Origin of the sequence: Paenibacillus sp. GbtcB18 (assembly GCF_019091125.1) — a bacterium.
Classification (GTDB): domain Bacteria; phylum Bacillota; class Bacilli; order Paenibacillales; family NBRC-103111; genus Paenibacillus_F; species Paenibacillus_F chitinolyticus.
Genome location: NZ_JAGXJX010000002.1, coordinates 515,884 through 533,031 on the forward strand (window position 1 = coordinate 515,884; position 17,148 = coordinate 533,031).

The following is a 17,148-nucleotide window of genomic DNA, read 5'->3' on the forward strand; positions in this document are numbered from 1 at the left end:
CGAGTCTCCTATGCGGCCACCCCGAGTCAGCCTACGACGCAATCTATACCTCAATCTTCTCCTCATGTCCTGAAAAAGCAAGGTCCGCTGCGGCTCCGCGCTCCGCCAGCTTTCTTTTAAAAACCGGCAGCAGCAAATCTCCCGTAATCCGGGCTTCTTCCAGATTCGGATACCCCGAAAGAATAAACGAAGAAATGCCGATAGCCGTAAATTCCAGCAGACGATCCGCCACCTGCTCGGCGCTGCCGACGAACGTCATGGCGCCGCCTCCGCGCACGATGGAAATGCCCGCCCACAAATTCGGGCCGATCACATATCCGTTTGCCCGGGAGCTTTCCCGCAGCGAGTTCTGCCTCTGTTGATTGGTCGCATCCGTTTCCTTAAAGCGGTGGCTGGACCATTCGATCGCGCTGTCGTCCACTTTGGAAATAATCTCCCACGCGTCTTTCCAGGCTTCCTCCTCCGTTTCACGGACGACCACCTGCGCACGCAGCCCGTAGCGGAGCTCGCGCTCTTTCCCGGTGGACGCCTTCACTTCGGCCCGGATCTCCTCCACTTCCCGGATCTGCTCCCGTATCCAGTCAAGAGGCTCCGCCCACATCAGGTAGACGTCCGAGGTTTCGACGGCCGTCCGCTTCCCGGCTTCGGAGCTGCCCCCGAAATAAAGAGGCGGATAAGGCTTCTGCACGGGCAGAGGAAGCGCCGCCCCTCCTTCGAGCCGGTAATACTTCCCGCTGAATTCGACCTTCTCCGAATCGCCGTACTTGTACCCGCCGCCGGCGAGAAATTTCTCCCCGCCGTCGTTCGAGCGCGTCCACACGCTGCGGACGATATGCAGAAATTCCCGGGTACGCACATACCGCTCGTCATGATCCCCCGCGAGCGGATCTCCCGCAGCCGACAAGTCGGACGGAGATCCGCCCGTTACGACGTTGATCAGCGCCCGGCCGCCCGACAGAACGTCGAGCGTGGCGGCCATCCTGGCGGCAAGCACGGGCGCGATCAGTCCCGGCCTCATCGCCACCAGAGGCTTAAGCGTCTTCGTATGCGAAGCGACGATGGAGCCGACAATCCAGGCATCCAGGCACGATCCACCCGTCGGAATAAGGGCGAACGTAAAGCCCGCTTCCTCCGCCGTTTGCGCCACTTGAATCATATAGTCGGCGGATGATTCCCTTTCCGGCTCGACTCCGATATATTTGCCGTCACCCGTGGTCGGAATAAACCAGCCAAATTCCACTTCCGAAACTGCGTTTCCCATGCTTCACGCTCCTTCATATTCGTATTTCACACCCTGAATATTAAACTTTTCACATGTTTTTAGTCGGAATAAAAAGTGTGTTTAGCCACTAGACTCCTTCCTCATTCAGACCCCCCATCCTTAAAAAACGCCGCCTCTTCTTCCCGCGGTCCCTACGCTCCACTCCTTTCGGCTACGCAAAAAAGCCGGAAACAATAAGCTCTCGCTTATGTCTCCGGCTGTCCGGTAGATGGGAATCAATGGAATTGTACCCCATCTTAACACCGTGCCCAGGGTCTGTCAACCCGGTATAAAACGTTTCTCAGACAATCGCTTTGATCCGGTTCGCGGGCGCGGACTGCTCTTCCGCCACGCGAATCAGCTTGCCTTTGGATTCGTTCACGCCGGCTTCCTGCACTTCGACCGTACATACCCGGCCGATCATCTCTTCCGGCGCCTCGAATACCATCTGCATATAGTTGTCGCTGTAGCCCATCAGCAGACCGCTGTCTTCGGCGGCTCCTTTGTAGGCGCGCTCCGGAATGACTTCCAGCTGTTTGCCCACATATTGCTTGGCGTACTCCAGCTGCATTCTCTCCGACAAGTCGATCAGCTCGTGAACGCGTGCGTTCTTGATCTCTTCGTCGATTTGGTCCAGCATCCGCGCGGCGGGCGTTCCCGTCCGTTTGGAATACGGGAATACGTGCATTTCGGCGAACTTCATTTGTTCCATAAAGGCATAACCTTCGCGGAACATTTCGTCCGTTTCGCCCGGGAAGCCGACGATGATGTCCGTCGTGATGGCCGCGCCCGGCAGCGCTTTATGGATCAGCTCGATTTTCCGGCCGTATTCGGCGGTCGTATATTTGCGGCGCATCCGTGCCAAAACCTGGTCGTTGCCGGCCTGGAGCGGAATGTGCAGATGACGGCACATTTTATCGGAGGCGCCGAGCACTTCCAATACTTCGTCCGTAATCTGGCTCGCTTCGATCGAGGAGATCCGGATGCGGTTCAAACCGTCTACCTTGTCCAGGTCCCACAAGAGGCGGGCCAAGCTGTAATCTTCCATATCTTCGCCGTAGCCGCCGGTGTGAATGCCCGTCAGCACGATTTCTTTGTAGCCCGCGTCAACGAGCATGTGCGCCTGCTTGACGACGCTCTCGGGCTCCCGGCTGCGCATAAGGCCGCGCGACCACGGAATGATGCAGAAGGTGCAGAAATTGTTGCAGCCTTCCTGGATTTTCAGAAACGCGCGGGTGCGGTCGGCAAAATCCGGTACGTCCAGTTCCTCGAACTGGCGCGTTTTCATGATATTACGCACGGCGTTGATCGGCTGGCGCTCCTGCTGGAACTGCTTCACCAGGGAAATGATTTTGTCGCGGTCCTGCGTCCCGATGACGAGATCGACGCCCGGAATCGCCATGATTTCGGCCGGCGAAGTCTGCGCGTAGCAACCCGTCACGGCCACGACGGCCTCCGGATTGCGCCGAATGGCACGGCGGATCATCTGGCGGCTTTTCTTGTCGCCGGTATTCGTAACGGTACACGTATTGATCACGTAAACGTCCGCCGTCTGTTCAAAATCGACCTGTTCATACCCTTCGCCTTTGAACTTCTGCCAGATCGCTTCGGTATCGTAAAAGTTAACTTTACACCCCAAGGTGTGAAATGCCACAGTTGACATGATGTTATCCTCCCATCTCTCCGGATTCGTATAGGATGCACGCAAGCCCGACCATAGCGGCCGTCTCCGTGCGTAAAATTCTCCGTCCGAGCGACACGGACACGCAGCCCGCCGCCTCGGCCTCGCGGATCTCCTGCTCGGTGAATCCGCCTTCGGGGCCTACAAGAAGCAGCAGCTTCGACGGCTTGCCGTCCGCTGGGCCGTCCGCACCTGCTCCCGCCGCCGCTGTCCGCGAAGCTCCGATTTCGGCCGTCCGGCTGTCCCGTGATCCGAAATAACGGCGGATCGCCGTTCCGATGCCGAATCCGTCTTCTTTCTCGTAACAGATCCAGGCGCCGTCCGCGGCTTCGGAAACCAGCTTCAAAAGAGCTTTCCACGAAAGCACGGGCTCGATGACCGGAATCCGGTTCCGGTGCGCCTGCTCCGCCGCTTCCTTGGCTATTTTATTCCAGCGCTCGGCGCGCTTGGCTTCTTTCTTCGCATCGTACTGGACGACGGTCCGATCGGACACGAACGGCAGAAAACGCGCGGCTCCGATTTCGGTCCCCTTCTGGATGACCGTCTCCATCTTGTCGCCCTTCGGCAGACTTTGCGCGATCCATACCTCGACGGCAGGCTCCGCGCTCATTTCCAGCGTCTCGACGATTTTCGCTTCGACGCGGTTTTTGTCGACCGCCGTAATTTCAACGATCGCTTCACGGCTGACGCCGTCGCTGCAAATGCAGCGGTCGCCCTCTTCGGCGCGCATGACGCGCACGAGATGATGGGCATCGTCGCCTGTAATCGCGACGGAATCCGCGCCGAAATCTCCGGCTGGGATGAAATATCTTTGCATTGCGGCCACTCTTTCTTTGTCGAAAATGCTAAAAATCGCGTACATTTCATCTTACAATGTTCTGGTCTCAAAAGCTACCGCTGGCACAAATTTTCACAAAACCGGCCGGGGCTGCCCGGCCTTCTGCACCATTTATGAGATAGGCCTGCCCCGTCCGTGGAGCAGCGCAGCACCTTTTATCCGATCAGTCTGAAAAACTGGTCGATAGGCAGCCGCTGGCCGAACAGCGAACCGATCAGATCGTTAAACGCGTAAATGATATCGTACTGCAGCGAGAAAATCGGCCCCAGCGTCACCCGGTACAACGGCGGGACAAACGCAACCAGCAGCAGGACAAGCATTCCCCACTGCTCATATTGCCTGAGCTTTTCGCGCCCGGCGACCGGAAGCACATCCTCCAGAATCCGGTATCCGTCGAGCGGAGGAACCGGAAGCAAGTTCAAGATGAACAGCAGCACGTTCATTTTCACGAACAGAATCATAAAAATAAGCACAGCCTTCTGAACGCCGGCGGACCAGCCCACGATTCCCGTGTAATTCAGCAGCACATAGAACACGATAAGGCCGAGAAAACCGAGCACCAGATTGCTGAAAGGCCCGGCGAAGCTGACGATGACGCCCATAAGGCGGGGCTTTTTGAAATTCGAGCGCCGGACGGGAACGGGTTTCGCCCAGCCGAACCCGGCGATGACGAACAGCAGCGTCCCCAGCACATCGAGGTGAACGCGGGGATTCAACGTCACCCGGCCCTCCTTGTAAGCGGTAGGGTCCCCGAATTTGTAAGCCGAGTAGGCGTGCGCGAACTCATGCACCGTAAAGGCGATGATGAGTACGAGCAGCGTGAACGGCAGCAGCTGTAAAATGGCGTTGAAATCCCCCATGCCGCCCGCCTACCGTTTCCGCGCGATCAGCACGACCCACTCTCCGTCGCGGCGCACGTCCTCGACTTCGAAGCCTGCGGCGAGAAGGCCGTTTTCCACATCCTTCTGCTTGCTTACAATGACCCCGGACACGACATAGCAGCCGCCCGGCGCCAACACTTTGTATACATCGTCAATGAAGAGCAGAATAATTTCCGCCAAAATGTTCGCGACGACCACCTGAACGGGGAGTTTCACGCCGAGATCCTCGCCCCCGCCCGCTTCGCTTTCTTTGAAAACGCCCAGGAGATCGCTCAGCTTCACGTGAATCTGATCCTCCAGGCCGTTGAGCTTGGAGTTCTCGCTTGCGCTCGAAACCGCAACCGGGTCAAGGTCGACGGCAAGAACGCGCCGGGCTCCGAGCTTGGCCGCAGCGATCGACAGGATGCCGGAGCCCGTGCCCACATCGATCACATCTTCGCCGCCCTGGATGACCTCTTCAAGAGTCTTGAGGCACAACGACGTCGTGGCATGGGTTCCCGTTCCGAAAGCCATTCCCGGATCGAGCTCCAAAATAATCTCGCCTTCCGATGCCGTATATTCTTCCCATGTCGGTTTGATCGTTAAACGTTCCGTAATGCGGACAGGTTTAAAGTACTGCTTCCAGGCGTTCGCCCAGTCTTCGTCGTCCACCTCGCGCAGCTCGTAAGACGGATTCCCCGTATCGATGCCGAATTCGGCCAGCCCTTCGACCGACTGCTTGAGCGTAGTCATAATGGATTCCAGCTCGGTTCCTTCGACGAAGTACCCTTTGATAACGGCGCGGCCTTCCGGAATATCGTTAAAAGGCAGCTCGTACCACTGTCCGAGCGAAGTATCCCGTTTCTTATTCAACGTGCCGGATTCTTCGATGGAAACCCCTCCGGCTCCAAATTCATGAAGAAAATTAGAAATCATTTCAACGGCTTGTTCCGTCGTGTTTACCGTAATTTCATGCCAACGCATCGCAACTTGTTCCCCCTTGCGGATTTTAGCCTTGCTTATCCGCTCACATATCTTGTTATTGTACTATACTTTACAAGTCCGGTAAAACCGTCGGCACCGGCCGCGATACCGGCTCACGCGGAGCATGCAAAAAAGCTCTCACTCTCCGCTGTGAAACCGGAGGTGAGAGCTTTTGCCGCTGCCGGTGGGCTTCCGGCTGATCGGCCGTGCGATTTCACCGGGGCGCACGTCGGTTGCGCGTTATCCGCGCTGACCGGTCCGCTCTTGAGCCGACGCCCATCGAAGCGCCGCACACGGCATGCGAGCGGCCAGTCGCGCGGCGGACGCGGGACAACCAGCCGCGCTGCGGATGCGGGACGGCCTGCCTCGCTGTAGCGCAGACGGCGCGTGGCGCCGCGGGCTTTGCCGCCATACGCCGCGTACTCGGCCACGGCTGGCCGCTGTGCGGGGAAGCGCTCGCGGCGTCCGGCCCGGTTACAGGCCGGACGTCAGATCTCGCCCCCGCATTCGCGGATCACACGCATCGCCTGGTGATGCGTGCTCTCGTCCACCACGACCGTCAGCAAAATATCGCGGCCGGTCGGCATCCCCGAGCCGCCGTCGCTCATTCCGCTGGCGGTAGGGTCCGCCGCCGCGAGAATGCCGGCGTCGTGCGAATACCACTCGGCACTCTGCGTCAAGTTGCCGAGGCTGGCGAAATCCCCGGTCAGCGGATTCATCTGCCGCTGAACGTCTTCTCCCTGAAAGCGGTCGAATCTGGCGATCTGCATGTCGATCACCCGCAGCGCTTTCAGCTTGGCTTCCGCCCCTTGGGCTTCCTCAGGGGAGCGGAAAGTCGCGAGTATGCTCTTCTCGCTCATGGACCCTGCCGCTCCTGACGTCTGTCTGCGGCATTCGCGCGCTGCAGGGCTTCCAGATCCTCCGCGTCGGCTTCTTCCGAGCTGAACTCCACATCTTCGTTTTTGCCGATCGGAATCAGCTGCGAAATCTGCTCGGAGATTTCTTCGTGTTCGTTCCGGTTTTCACTCATCGTTTTGCGCCTCCTTATGCAAGCTAGAAATTAGCATGCTTTACAGAGGCTTTTTTTATGCGGCTGGCAACATGCTCGCTCGGGCCTATCGTCCTACCGTTTGAGCCGGATTTCTTTGGATGTGTCCGCCAGCTTTCATTAACTGCCGGAATCGTCCATTTGGATTTTTTTCACGTCCCGTTTCGCGACCGCAACCAGATAAATCAGATATACAACGCCGACAGCCGTCCAGACCAACCCCAGCGTCATCGAATGACGGTCCAAATGCGTCCAGATGTACGCCACAAATCCCGCTCCGATCAGAGGGGCGACCAGATACCGCATATAATCGCCGAAGCTTCTCTGCTTCTTTTTGAAAATATAATGGATAATGACGGAAAGGTTCACAAACGTGAACGCAATCAGCGCCCCGAAGTTAATAAACGAGGTAGCCGTCACGAGATCGAGCTTTAACGCGATCAGCGATATACAGCCGATAAACAGGACATTATAGACCGGCGTCCCCGTTTTGGGATGCACATATCCGAAAAATTTCTTCGGCAAATAGCTGTCGCGGCCCATGGCGTACAAAAGCCGGGTAACGCTGGTCAGCGAAACGAGGCCCGAAGCCAGTGTGGACGAAAGCGCCGCGGCCAGGAACACGAGCTGAAACACCTTGCCCCCGATAAACAGGGCGATTTCCGGCGAAGCCCCCTCCGGATCTTCGAACACGGAAACGTCCGGGAACAGCGACTGGGTAAAGTAGGAAGCCGTCATAAACAGGAGTCCGCCGATCATCGCGACGAGAATGATGGCCCGCGGCGTGTTCTTTTCCGGATCTACCGTTTCTTCGGTCAACGTCGATACCGCATCGAATCCGAGAAAGGCGAAGCATAGAATCGAGGCGCCAACGAGCAGGGCCGGGATGGACATATCCGGGGCGTAGAAAGGCTGGGCGGTAAACACCTCTCCGACTCCCTGCCCGTTCATGAGACCTTTTACGGCGAGTGCCGCGAACAGGACGACAACGACGATCTGGAAAAGCACGAGAAACGTGTTGACCGAAGCCGTTATTTTCACCTTCAGCAGGTTCAGCGCCGTAATAAAGAGCACAAAACCGACGATCCAGATCCAGGCGGGAATTTCCGGGAAAACCGCGGACAAATAAATGCCGGTCAGCAGAGCGTTGATCATGGGCAGGAATAAGTAATCCAGCAGCGCCGCCCAACCGACCAGGAAGCCCGCATACGGATGAATCGTATTCCGCGCGTATGCGTAAGCGGAGCCGGCCGTCGGGTAAACTCTCACCATTTTGCCGTAACTGGACGCGGTGAAAAGAATCGCCAGCAGAGTCAGCGCATATGCGGCCGGGACGTGCCCTCCCGTTTCCTCCGAAACGATTCCGTATGTATCGAACACCGCCATAGGAGCCATATATCCGAGGCCGATGACCACGATATGCCAAAGCTTCAGCGTCCGCTGCAATTCCATGTTGGATTTCAAGTAAGATTCTCCTTTTGCGTTGAAAATTGCCGTCCGCGCTCCCGTGCCGGAGCGCCTCTATAAGGGCACAACGAATTATTATACAGGAAATTGCATGATGTTCCAGCCCGAAATTTTAACCATTCGCACAAGAAAAAGCACCTCTCCGCCAGGGAAAGGTGCTTGCTTCGCAGGCATGCGCCATGCGGTATTCTGTCCAGGAAATCAATCTCCGCGGAACGCTTTGCGCATCCGGTCAAAGAAGGACTCCTCGTGCTCTTTCGTATCTTCCCCGCTTACTTTCGCGAACTCGCGGAGCAGATCCTTTTGCTCTTCGGTCATGTTTTTCGGCGTTACGATCACGACGCGCACGTGCTGGTCGCCCTGTCCGTAGCCGCGAAGCTTCGGTACGCCTTTGCCGCGCAGGCGGAAATACGTTCCCGTATCGGTGCCCGCGGGAATCTTGAGCTTCACTTTCTCCGTCAGCGTCGGCACTTCCACTTCCGCGCCGAGCGCCGCCTGAACGAAGGTCAGCGGCATATCCAGATAAATATCGTCGTCTCTGCGCTCGAAATATTCGTGCGCTTTTACGTGAATAACGACGTACAGATCACCCGCCGGGCCTCCGCGCGTACCGCTTTCGCCCTCACCGCTGACGCGCAGCTGAGCGCCGTCGTCTACGCCGGCCGGGATTTTGATGTGTATCTTACGCTGTTTCTTGACCTTTCCGGAGCCGCCGCACTCTCCGCACTTGTGACGGATAATTTTGCCCTGGCCGTTACAGGTCGAGCAAGGACGGCGGTTCACGATACGGCCGAACGGCGTATTCTGAACCACTTCCTGCTGGCCCGAACCTTGACAGGTGGTACAAGTCTCCGGGTGTGTGCCCGGTTTGGCGCCCGAACCCGAGCACTTGTCGCAGTTTTCCGTGCGCGGAATCTGCAGGTCAAGCTCCTTGCCGAATACCGCTTCCTTGAATTCGATTTGCAGGTTATACTGCAGATCGTTTCCGCGCTGAGGCGCGTTCGGATTGCGTCGGCCGCCGCCTCCGCCCCCGAAGAACATGTCGAAGATGTCCCCGAATCCTCCGAAATCGGCGCCGCCCATACCTCCGCCGCCCATTCCCTGATTCGGATCGACATGCCCGAAACGGTCATACGTCGAACGCTTCTGATCGTCGCTCAATACGTCGTACGCTTCTTTGGCCTCTTTGAACTTCGTTTCGGCATCGTCTGCCTTATTTACGTCCGGATGATACTGGCGCGCCAGCTTCCGGTACGCTTTTTTGACATCTTCCGCGGACGCGTCCTTGCCGACGCCCAGTACTTCGTAATAGTCCCGTTTACTCATCGCTCCACCCCCGCTGCTTTAACGGCAACCCCAACCGGACGGTCATGTCGAAACATAGGGAAAGTCAAAGCCGTTTTCGGACGGCTTTGACTTCTCTTTGTGTCAGACAGTTCCCGGTGTGAAATTCCCTTATTTCTTGTCTTTGTCCTCGTCAACTACTTCGTAATCCGCATCGACTACGTTGTCTTTCTTGCCGGCGTCGGACGCTTCGCCTGCCGCGTCGCCCGCTCCCTGCTGCTGGGCAGCCTGCTCATACAGCTTCACGGAAAGCTGCTGGACCACTTCGGTCAGCTCTTCCGTAGCCGCTTTGATTGCAGCCAGGTCGTTGCCTTCGAGCGCCTGCTTCACTTTTTCCTTCGCCGCGTTCGCTTTGTCGATCTCGGCCTGGTCTACTTTGTCGCCCAGTTCCTTGATCGTTTTGTCCGTGCTGTAAACAAGCTGGTCAGCCTGGTTGCGGACTTCGACGAGTTCTTTGCGGTTGCGGTCTTCTTCGGCGTGCGCTTCCGCATCCTTCATCATTTTATCGATTTCTTCGTCGCTCAGGCCGCTGGAAGAAGTGATCGTGATCTTCTGGCTCTTGCCTGTACCTTTATCGAGAGCGGACACATTAACGATCCCGTTCGCGTCGATATCGAAGGTAACTTCGACTTGCGGAACGCCGCGCGGAGCCGGAGGAATGTCTCCCAGCATAAAGCGTCCGAGTGTCTTGTTATCGTTAGCCATCGTGCGCTCGCCTTGCAGAACGTGAATTTCCACGCTCGTCTGGTTGTCCGCGTAAGTGGTGTACACTTGCGATTTGCTCGTAGGAATCGTTGTGTTGCGGTCGATCATTTTGGTGAACACGCCGCCGGCCGTTTCGATACCGAGGGACAGCGGAGTTACGTCCAGAAGGACCACGTCTTTAACGTCGCCGGTAAGAACGCCTGCTTGAACGGCAGCGCCCAGAGCAACGACTTCATCCGGGTTAACGCCTTTGTGAGGATCTTTACCGATGAGCTTTTTGATTTCTTCGACAACAGCCGGAATACGAGTCGATCCGCCGACCAGTACGACTTTGTCGATTTGGCTTGGGGACAAGCCTGCATCGCTCAGAGCCTGGCGAGTCGGGCCCAGTGTTCTTTCAACCAGAGAAGCGGAAAGCTCTTCGAACTTGGCGCGGGTCAGGTTAAGCTCCAAGTGCTGAGGCACTCCGTCGACAACGGTAATGAACGGCAGGGAAACGGTCGTTGTCAGGACGCTGGAAAGCTCTTTCTTGGCTTTCTCGGCCGCATCTTTCAAACGCTGTACAGCCGCTTTGTCCTTGCTCAGGTCGATGCCGTGCTCTTTCTTGAATTCAGCCGTCAGGTGGTCGATGATGACTTGGTCGAAGTCGTCGCCGCCCAGCTTGTTGTCGCCGCTTGTCGCTTTAACTTCGAAGAAACCGTCGCCGAGTTCAAGGATAGATACGTCAAACGTACCGCCGCCCAGGTCATACACGAGGATCGTCTGATCTTCGGATTTCTCCAGACCGTAAGCAAGTGCGGCCGCGGTAGGCTCGTTGACGATACGGAGCACTTCAAGACCGGCGATTTTACCCGCGTCTTTAGTCGCTTGACGCTGGCTGTCGTTGAAATAAGCGGGAACCGTGATGACCGCTTGCGTTACCGGAGAGCCCAGGTAAGCCTCCGCGTCGGCTTTCAACTTTTGCAGAATGATCGCGGAAATCTCTTGAGGCGTGTAGTCCTTGCCGTCAATGGATTCCTTGTGGTTTGTACCGATGTGACGCTTGATGGAGATAATCGTACGGTCCGGATTCGTGATGGACTGGCGTTTTGCCGTCTCGCCCACAACACGCTCTCCGTCTTTCTTGAAGCCCACTACGGATGGAGTGGTGCGGTTTCCTTCGGCGTTAGGGATAACGACGGCTTCGCCGCCTTCCATTACGGCTACGCAGGAGTTGGTGGTTCCTAAGTCAATACCGATTACTTTGCTCATAATAATCTATTTCCTCCTTATTAGGGGTGCGTATATATGAATTCGCCGGGTCTTAAGCCCTTCCGGCTTACATGCTGACTTTAACCATCGAAGGACGAATTACTTTATCCTTCAGCATGTAGCCCTTCTGGACTTCTTCCACAACGATGCCTTCTTCATGCTCATCCGATTCCACCTGCATGATCGCCTGGTGAAATTCCGGGTTAAAGGGTTGGCCTACCGCTTCGATCGGCGTCAGACCCTCCTGGGTCATCACCTGTTCGAGCTGTCTGTACACCATTTCGATCCCTTTGGTAAGAGCTTCGAAATCCTGCGTCTCGCGGCTGGAAACCAGCGCACGGTCGAAATTATCGATGACCGGCAGCATTTGTTCGATCAGCTTAAGAGAAGCGTATTTCGCAAACTCTTCTTTCTCCTGGCGTGTGCGGCGGCGGAAATTGTCGAAATCGGCCTGAGCGCGCAGCAAACGCTGCTGGCTATCCTCGGCCGCTTTACGAAGCTCATCCAGCTCCGCGTTCGTCGCGCCTTCCGCTTCAGGAGCCGCTGCTTCGGCAGCTTCTGCTTGTTCCGCGTCATATGTAGCTTTTTCTGCTTCCGCGGCGTTCGTATCCGGGTTGATGTTCTTTGTTTCTTCGGTACTCACTTGTCGTGTTCACCTCCTTGAAAGAGTGGACGGGCCGGCGCCTGCCGGCCACGTTTAAGTTTGCCCCAGCTGTTCCCGCTTAAACTTCGTGTAAAATCTCATTGTAAACCGGTCTCTTTATTTGTACCACCTTGACAGAAGAACTTCCATATTGGCGGACAAATGCTCGAGAAGCCGGATCACTTTGGCATATTCCATTCGCGTAGGCCCGAGTATCCCGATCGTTCCAAGCGGCTGATCGTCATACGAATAGGTCGCCGTAATCAGGCTGCAATCGTTCATGGCGGCCAGACTGTTCTCCGAACCGATCTTGATTTGGAGTCCTGTAGGCGAGGAAGTCACTAATTTGAATAAAACCGGAGTTTGCTCCAGCAGATCCAAAATATTTTTAACTTTATCCACATCTTTAAATTCCGGCTGTGTCAGCATATTGGTCGTGCCGCCTAGGAAAATGCGGTCTTTCTCGTCATTCTCAAGCACGCTCTCGACCATCGTCAGAAGCTCGTGATAGCCCACGGCATACTTGTTCAGCTCGCCGGCCACTTCCGTATACAGCTTCGACTTGAACTGCAGCAGCGGTACCCCTTGAAGGCGCGCGTTCAACAAATTGACGACCTTCTCGATTTCGTTCATCGGCAATCCCGGGGGGATCGCAACGGTTTTATTCTCGACATGCCCCGTATTCGTCACGATAATCGCAACGGCGGTCTTGTCGTTCAGCGGAATAATCTGCAGATGTTTCAGCGTATTGGTAAAAACCTCGGGGCCCAGCACAATCGATGTGTAATTGGTCAAACCGGACAGCATATTCGCCGTATGCTGGATGACTTCTTCCATCTCCTGGACCTTCTCCGCGAAGAAAAGCTTCACTGTCTCCAGCTCGTGAGCGTCCAGTGTACCGTGCCGCACCAGGTGATCTACGTAATAACGGTACCCTTTATGAGAAGGAATACGGCCTGCTGACGTATGCGGCTGCTCCAGAAAGCCCAATTCTTCGAGATCCGACATTTCGTTGCGGATCGTGGCCGGACTGAATCCGACATCGCCCCGTTTGGAAATGCTTCGGGAACCGATCGGCTCCGCGGAACGGATATAATCATCTACAATGGCATTCAAAATCATCCGCTGACGCTCCGTCAACATAGTAACTCCTCCTTTGCATATGGGTAGACCGCCGCATGAATGTGCCCCACAGGCACGATCCGCTTCGTTAGCACTCAACCTTAACGAGTGCTAATTCCTATTACAAAAATAACAGACCTTTCGGCCTGTTGTCAAGTTCAATCCAACTCCCGGAGTACCGCAATCTCGTCGCAGCAGTACTGTTTTTTACAGTGGATGCAATCGGTCCACACTTTTTCCGGAAAGATATGTTTCGGCACGATTCTAAAGCCGTTTTTCTGAAAAAATTTCACTTCGTATGTGAGGGCCATTACCTTCGTAACGGACAGGCGCTGCGCCTCCTCCAGCAAGGAGTCCACCAGCTTGGTACCGACGCCCTGCCCCTTGTAATCCTCGGAAACGCCCAGCGAGCGGATTTCCACCAGATTCTCGCCGAGTCTCGTCAGCGACCCGCAGCCGATCAGCGCGCCTTCGTCTTCCGCCACTATAAAAGTATCCAAATGCTGCCGCACCATCTCGCGGTCTCGGGGGAGCATAATCCCCTGGCGTGCATATCCTTGTATAATATGTACGAGTTCTTCTATATCGTCTTCCGTTGCTCTGCGGCAAGCCACTGTCATCTCGCATCCCACCATTCGCCTGCTGAAAATATATGAAAAATAAAAATAAAACAAAAAAACCACTTGTACAATTTGTTATGCGGAATAGGTATATTGAATAAATATACATCAGCATGCATAATCGCACAAGTGGATTTTTGTAAAATTTTGAAGGGATGTTGATCTGTAAAGGACGAGCGCAGCCACGCTCTTTCCTGCCGCTATTCGAGGAAGGAAGCAAACACGTCGTTGCCGAACAAAATTCCTTGTTCCGACAAACGGATCTTGTTTCCGGTGCGTTCCAGAAGCCCCCGTCTAATCAGGTCATCCAGAATCTTCCCGAATTTCTCCTCCACCGGAACACCGAATTGAGCGGTAAAATCGTCTTCGCTGATTCCTTCCAAGAGACGCAGGCCCACCATCATGAAGTCCTCCATCGCCTCCTGTTCCGTCACAGGGAATCTTTCCAGATGCGGGAGGCCCTCTTTCGTCCGGTCAATATAAGGCTGAACGCCTTTGACATTCACATGACGGTGTCCTTCGACATAGCCGTGAGCCCCCGCGCCAAGGCCGTAATAAGGCTGATTGCGCCAGTACGTCGTGTTGTGCCGGCTTTCGTAACCGAGGCGCGCGAAATTGCTGATTTCATACTGCCCGTAGCCCGCTTCTTTCAAACGGCGCATAATGAGCAGGTACATGTCCAGCTCGTCGTCCTCGCTCGGGAGCGGAAGCTGATTTTTGTGGTACATCGTGTGGAACAAAGTGTTCTCTTCCACCTTCAAGCTGTAGATCGAATAATGCTTGAGATCGAGGGCCAGTGCCGCGTCCAGGGTCTTCTCCATCATTTCCGGCGTCTGGTTAGGCAGCCCGAACATCAAGTCGATCGACATGTTGTCGAAGCCCGCCTTCGCCGCATTTTCCAAGCTCCGGTAAACGTCGTCCGTGTTATGAATGCGGCCGATCGTCTCCAGCAGGCCGTTGTCGAACGACTGGACACCGAATGAAATGCGGTTGACGCCGCCTTCTTTCATCGCTGTCAGCTTTTCGAGGTCCGTTGTCCCGGGGTTGGCCTCCATGGAAAATTCCAGAGTCTCATGTTGATCCGGGAAATATGTTCTCACCAGTTTCAGAAAATGCGCCATCTGATCCGGCAGCAGAACCGTCGGCGTGCCTCCTCCCACGAAGATCGTCGCGATTTTTCCGGGCGGCTGCGCCTGCACCGTACGCTCCATCTCACGCTCAAGGGCATCGAGATAGTCCATGACGGGCTGTCCTTTAAGGACATAAGAATTGAAATCGCAGTAAAAGCATTTGTTCGTGCAAAAAGGGATATGAATATAAACCGCCTCGGGGGCGGTATAACGTGTGTTCATTGCGGGTAGTTCCTTTCCAAAAAGGGTCCGGCATGAAGCCGTTCCTTCATTGTACTATGAAAAGCGGAAAAGATCGAAGGCAATAAAAATAGGAGCGCGCGGCTCCTATTTCTCGGTCATACACTCAAATTAATTGTCGTCGATACGAAGTACCGCCATGAACGCTTCCTGCGGCACTTCCACGCTGCCGACCTGCTTCATCCGCTTCTTGCCTTCCTTCTGCTTCTCCAGCAGTTTCCGTTTCCGCGAGATGTCGCCGCCGTAACATTTGGCCAGAACGTTCTTCCGCATCGCCTTGACGGTTTCGCGCGAAATGATTTTCTGTCCGATGGCAGCCTGAATCGGCACTTCGAACATTTGCCGCGGGATAAGCTCTTTGAGCTTTTCGCAAATAATTCGGCCCCGGTTGTAGGCGCCGTCCCGGTGAACGATGAAAGACAGGGCATCCACCTGCTCGCCGTTGAGCATAATGTCCATTTTGACCAGGTTGGATTTCTTGTACCCGGAAATTTCATAATCGAACGAGGCGTAACCCTTCGTCCGGGATTTCAGCAGATCGAAGAAGTCATACACGATTTCCGCAAGCGGAATGTCGTAAGACAGCGTTACCCGGTTCGTATCCAGGTACTCCATGTTGATGAACTCGCCGCGCTTGCCTTGGCACAGTTCCATGATCGCGCCGACAAAGTCGTTCGGCACGATGACCGACGCCTTCACGTAAGGCTCCTCAATGAAGTCGATGCGCTGCGGGTCCGGATAGTTCGACGGGTTGTCGATCTCCATAATCTCGCCGTTCGTCATCGTGATGCGGTAAATAACGCTTGGCGCCGTCGTAATCAGCGGAATGTTGAATTCGCGCTCGATGCGTTCCTGGATGATCTCCATATGGAGAAGGCCCAGGAATCCGCAACGGAAACCGAAGCCGAGCGCGGAGGACGTCTCCGGCTCATAAGTGAGCGACGCGTCGTTAAGCTCCAGCTTCTCGAGCGCTTCGCGCAGATCGTTGTAATCCGATGTTTCGATCGGGTACAGCCCGCAGAATACCATCGGATTGATTTTGCGGTAGCCGGGCAGCGGTTCCGCCGCCGGTTTGAGCGCGTTCGTGACCGTATCCCCGACGCGCGTGTCGCCGACGTTCTTGATCCCGGCCACGATAAAGCCGACATCGCCGACGTTCAGCTCGTCCACGATGGACATGCGCGGCTTGAAGGCGCCGACTTCGATCACGTCGAAGACTTTGCCCGTCGCCATGAACTTGATTTTCGTGCCGGCCTTGATAGCGCCGTCCACGACACGCACGTACACGATAACGCCCTTGTACGGGTCGTAGTGAGAATCGAAGATGAGCGCTTTGAGCGGCTCGTCCGGATCGCCCTGCGGGGCGGGTACCTTCTGGCACACCTGCTCCAGAATTTCCTTGATGCCGATACCGGCTTTGGCGGAAGCCAGAACCGCGTCGCTCGCATCCAGCCCGATCACGTCTTCCACTTCCTGCTTGACGCGTTCCGGATCGGCACTCGGCAGGTCGATCTTGTTGATGACCGGGAGAATCTCCAGATTGTTGTCCAGGGCCAGATATACGTTGGCCAGCGTCTGGGCTTCAATCCCCTGGGCCGCGTCCACAACGAGCAGCGCGCCTTCGCAGGCCGCCATACTCCGCGAAACCTCGTACGTAAAGTCGACGTGTCCGGGAGTGTCGATCAGGTTCAGGATATATTCCTGACCGTCATCGGCCTTGTAGTTCAGGCGTACCGCCTGAAGCTTGATGGTGATACCGCGTTCCCGCTCAAGGTCCATCTGGTCGAGAACCTGTTCCTGCATTTCACGGGACGAAAGAGCTCCTGTGAATTCAAGGATGCGGTCCGCGAGCGTAGATTTACCGTGATCAATATGTGCGATAATCGAAAAGTTTCGAATTTGCTTTTGTCTTTGCCGAATGTCAGTCATGCCTAACCCCCACACAGTTACATAC

15 protein-coding genes are annotated in these 17,148 nt (G+C 55.6%); all 15 read right to left on the reverse strand.

Going from position 1 to position 17,148, the window contains the following annotated elements:
- Positions 1 to 43 precede the first annotated feature (43 nt).
- A complete protein-coding gene (locus KVT34_RS07630) occupies positions 44 to 1,261 on the reverse strand; it encodes an LLM class flavin-dependent oxidoreductase (RefSeq protein ID WP_217557983.1) in 1,218 nt (405 codons plus the stop codon).
- Between the two features lie 301 nt (positions 1,262 to 1,562).
- Positions 1,563 to 2,924: a tRNA (N(6)-L-threonylcarbamoyladenosine(37)-C(2))-methylthiotransferase MtaB gene (gene mtaB / locus KVT34_RS07635; RefSeq protein WP_217557984.1), complete on the reverse strand. Its 1,362-nt coding sequence runs from the start codon at positions 2,922 to 2,924 to the stop codon at positions 1,563 to 1,565.
- Between the two features lie 4 nt (positions 2,925 to 2,928).
- Positions 2,929 to 3,759 carry a 16S rRNA (uracil(1498)-N(3))-methyltransferase gene (locus KVT34_RS07640; protein WP_217557985.1) on the reverse strand — a complete coding sequence of 277 codons (831 nt, stop codon included), beginning with the start codon at positions 3,757 to 3,759 and terminating at the stop codon, positions 2,929 to 2,931.
- 176 nt (positions 3,760 to 3,935) lie between these two features.
- Positions 3,936 to 4,640, reverse strand: coding sequence for a site-2 protease family protein (locus tag KVT34_RS07645; RefSeq protein WP_217557987.1), 705 nt, complete (start codon positions 4,638 to 4,640; stop codon positions 3,936 to 3,938).
- Positions 4,641 to 4,649: 9 nt separating this feature from the next.
- A complete protein-coding gene (gene prmA, locus KVT34_RS07650; protein ID WP_217557988.1) occupies positions 4,650 to 5,624 on the reverse strand; it encodes a 50S ribosomal protein L11 methyltransferase in 975 nt (324 codons plus the stop codon).
- Between the two features lie 488 nt (positions 5,625 to 6,112).
- Positions 6,113 to 6,484 carry a hypothetical protein gene (locus tag KVT34_RS07655; RefSeq protein WP_217557989.1) on the reverse strand — a complete coding sequence of 124 codons (372 nt, stop codon included), beginning with the start codon at positions 6,482 to 6,484 and terminating at the stop codon, positions 6,113 to 6,115.
- Complete coding sequence (locus KVT34_RS07660; protein ID WP_217557990.1) at positions 6,481 to 6,654, reverse strand: YfhD family protein; 174 nt, start codon at positions 6,652 to 6,654, stop codon at positions 6,481 to 6,483. Before KVT34_RS07660 ends, KVT34_RS07655 begins: the two co-directional genes overlap by 4 nt.
- A gap of 138 nt (positions 6,655 to 6,792) precedes the next feature.
- Positions 6,793 to 8,136, reverse strand: coding sequence for an APC family permease (locus tag KVT34_RS07665; protein WP_302695072.1), 1,344 nt, complete (start codon positions 8,134 to 8,136; stop codon positions 6,793 to 6,795).
- A gap of 204 nt (positions 8,137 to 8,340) precedes the next feature.
- Positions 8,341 to 9,465, reverse strand: coding sequence for a molecular chaperone DnaJ (gene dnaJ / locus KVT34_RS07670; RefSeq protein WP_217557991.1), 1,125 nt, complete (start codon positions 9,463 to 9,465; stop codon positions 8,341 to 8,343).
- A gap of 129 nt (positions 9,466 to 9,594) precedes the next feature.
- Complete coding sequence (gene dnaK / locus KVT34_RS07675) at positions 9,595 to 11,439, reverse strand: molecular chaperone DnaK (protein ID WP_217557992.1); 1,845 nt, start codon at positions 11,437 to 11,439, stop codon at positions 9,595 to 9,597.
- 67 nt (positions 11,440 to 11,506) lie between these two features.
- Positions 11,507 to 12,082, reverse strand: a complete 576-nt coding sequence (gene grpE, locus KVT34_RS07680) for a nucleotide exchange factor GrpE (RefSeq protein WP_217557993.1) — start codon at positions 12,080 to 12,082, stop codon at positions 11,507 to 11,509.
- Between the two features lie 117 nt (positions 12,083 to 12,199).
- On the reverse strand, positions 12,200 to 13,225 hold the full coding sequence (gene hrcA / locus KVT34_RS07685; protein WP_042230147.1) for a heat-inducible transcriptional repressor HrcA: 1,026 nt from the start codon (positions 13,223 to 13,225) through the stop codon (positions 12,200 to 12,202).
- A 137-nt stretch (positions 13,226 to 13,362) separates the two neighbouring features.
- Positions 13,363 to 13,824, reverse strand: a complete 462-nt coding sequence (locus tag KVT34_RS07690) for an N-acetyltransferase (protein WP_217557994.1) — start codon at positions 13,822 to 13,824, stop codon at positions 13,363 to 13,365.
- Between the two features lie 200 nt (positions 13,825 to 14,024).
- On the reverse strand, positions 14,025 to 15,176 hold the full coding sequence (hemW, locus tag KVT34_RS07695; protein ID WP_217557995.1) for a radical SAM family heme chaperone HemW: 1,152 nt from the start codon (positions 15,174 to 15,176) through the stop codon (positions 14,025 to 14,027).
- Between the two features lie 129 nt (positions 15,177 to 15,305).
- The gene (gene lepA, locus KVT34_RS07700) at positions 15,306 to 17,123 is read right to left on the reverse strand and encodes a translation elongation factor 4 (RefSeq protein ID WP_217557997.1); all 1,818 of its coding nucleotides are present in this window, start codon (positions 17,121 to 17,123) and stop codon (positions 15,306 to 15,308) included.
- Positions 17,124 to 17,148: the final 25 nt, after the last annotated feature.

Bases quoted from the DNA above. Each gene is read 5' to 3' on its own strand.
- KVT34_RS07630 (WP_217557983.1), bottom strand. From the start codon at position 1,261: ATGGGAAACGCAGTTTCGGAAGTGGAATTTGGCTGGTTTATTCCGACC.
- mtaB (WP_217557984.1), bottom strand. From the start codon at position 2,924: ATGTCAACTGTGGCATTTCACACCTTGGGGTGTAAAGTTAACTTTTAC.
- KVT34_RS07640 (WP_217557985.1), bottom strand. From the start codon at position 3,759: ATGCAAAGATATTTCATCCCAGCCGGAGATTTCGGCGCGGATTCCGTC.
- KVT34_RS07645 (WP_217557987.1), bottom strand. From the start codon at position 4,640: ATGGGGGATTTCAACGCCATTTTACAGCTGCTGCCGTTCACGCTGCTC.
- prmA (WP_217557988.1), bottom strand. From the start codon at position 5,624: ATGCGTTGGCATGAAATTACGGTAAACACGACGGAACAAGCCGTTGAA.
- KVT34_RS07655 (WP_217557989.1), bottom strand. From the start codon at position 6,484: ATGAGCGAGAAGAGCATACTCGCGACTTTCCGCTCCCCTGAGGAAGCC.
- KVT34_RS07660 (WP_217557990.1), bottom strand. From the start codon at position 6,654: ATGAGTGAAAACCGGAACGAACACGAAGAAATCTCCGAGCAGATTTCG.
- dnaJ (WP_217557991.1), bottom strand. From the start codon at position 9,465: ATGAGTAAACGGGACTATTACGAAGTACTGGGCGTCGGCAAGGACGCG.
- dnaK (WP_217557992.1), bottom strand. From the start codon at position 11,439: ATGAGCAAAGTAATCGGTATTGACTTAGGAACCACCAACTCCTGCGTA.
- hrcA (WP_042230147.1), bottom strand. From the start codon at position 13,225: ATGTTGACGGAGCGTCAGCGGATGATTTTGAATGCCATTGTAGATGAT.
- KVT34_RS07690 (WP_217557994.1), bottom strand. From the start codon at position 13,824: ATGACAGTGGCTTGCCGCAGAGCAACGGAAGACGATATAGAAGAACTC.
- hemW (WP_217557995.1), bottom strand. From the start codon at position 15,176: ATGAACACACGTTATACCGCCCCCGAGGCGGTTTATATTCATATCCCT.
- lepA (WP_217557997.1), bottom strand. From the start codon at position 17,123: ATGACTGACATTCGGCAAAGACAAAAGCAAATTCGAAACTTTTCGATT.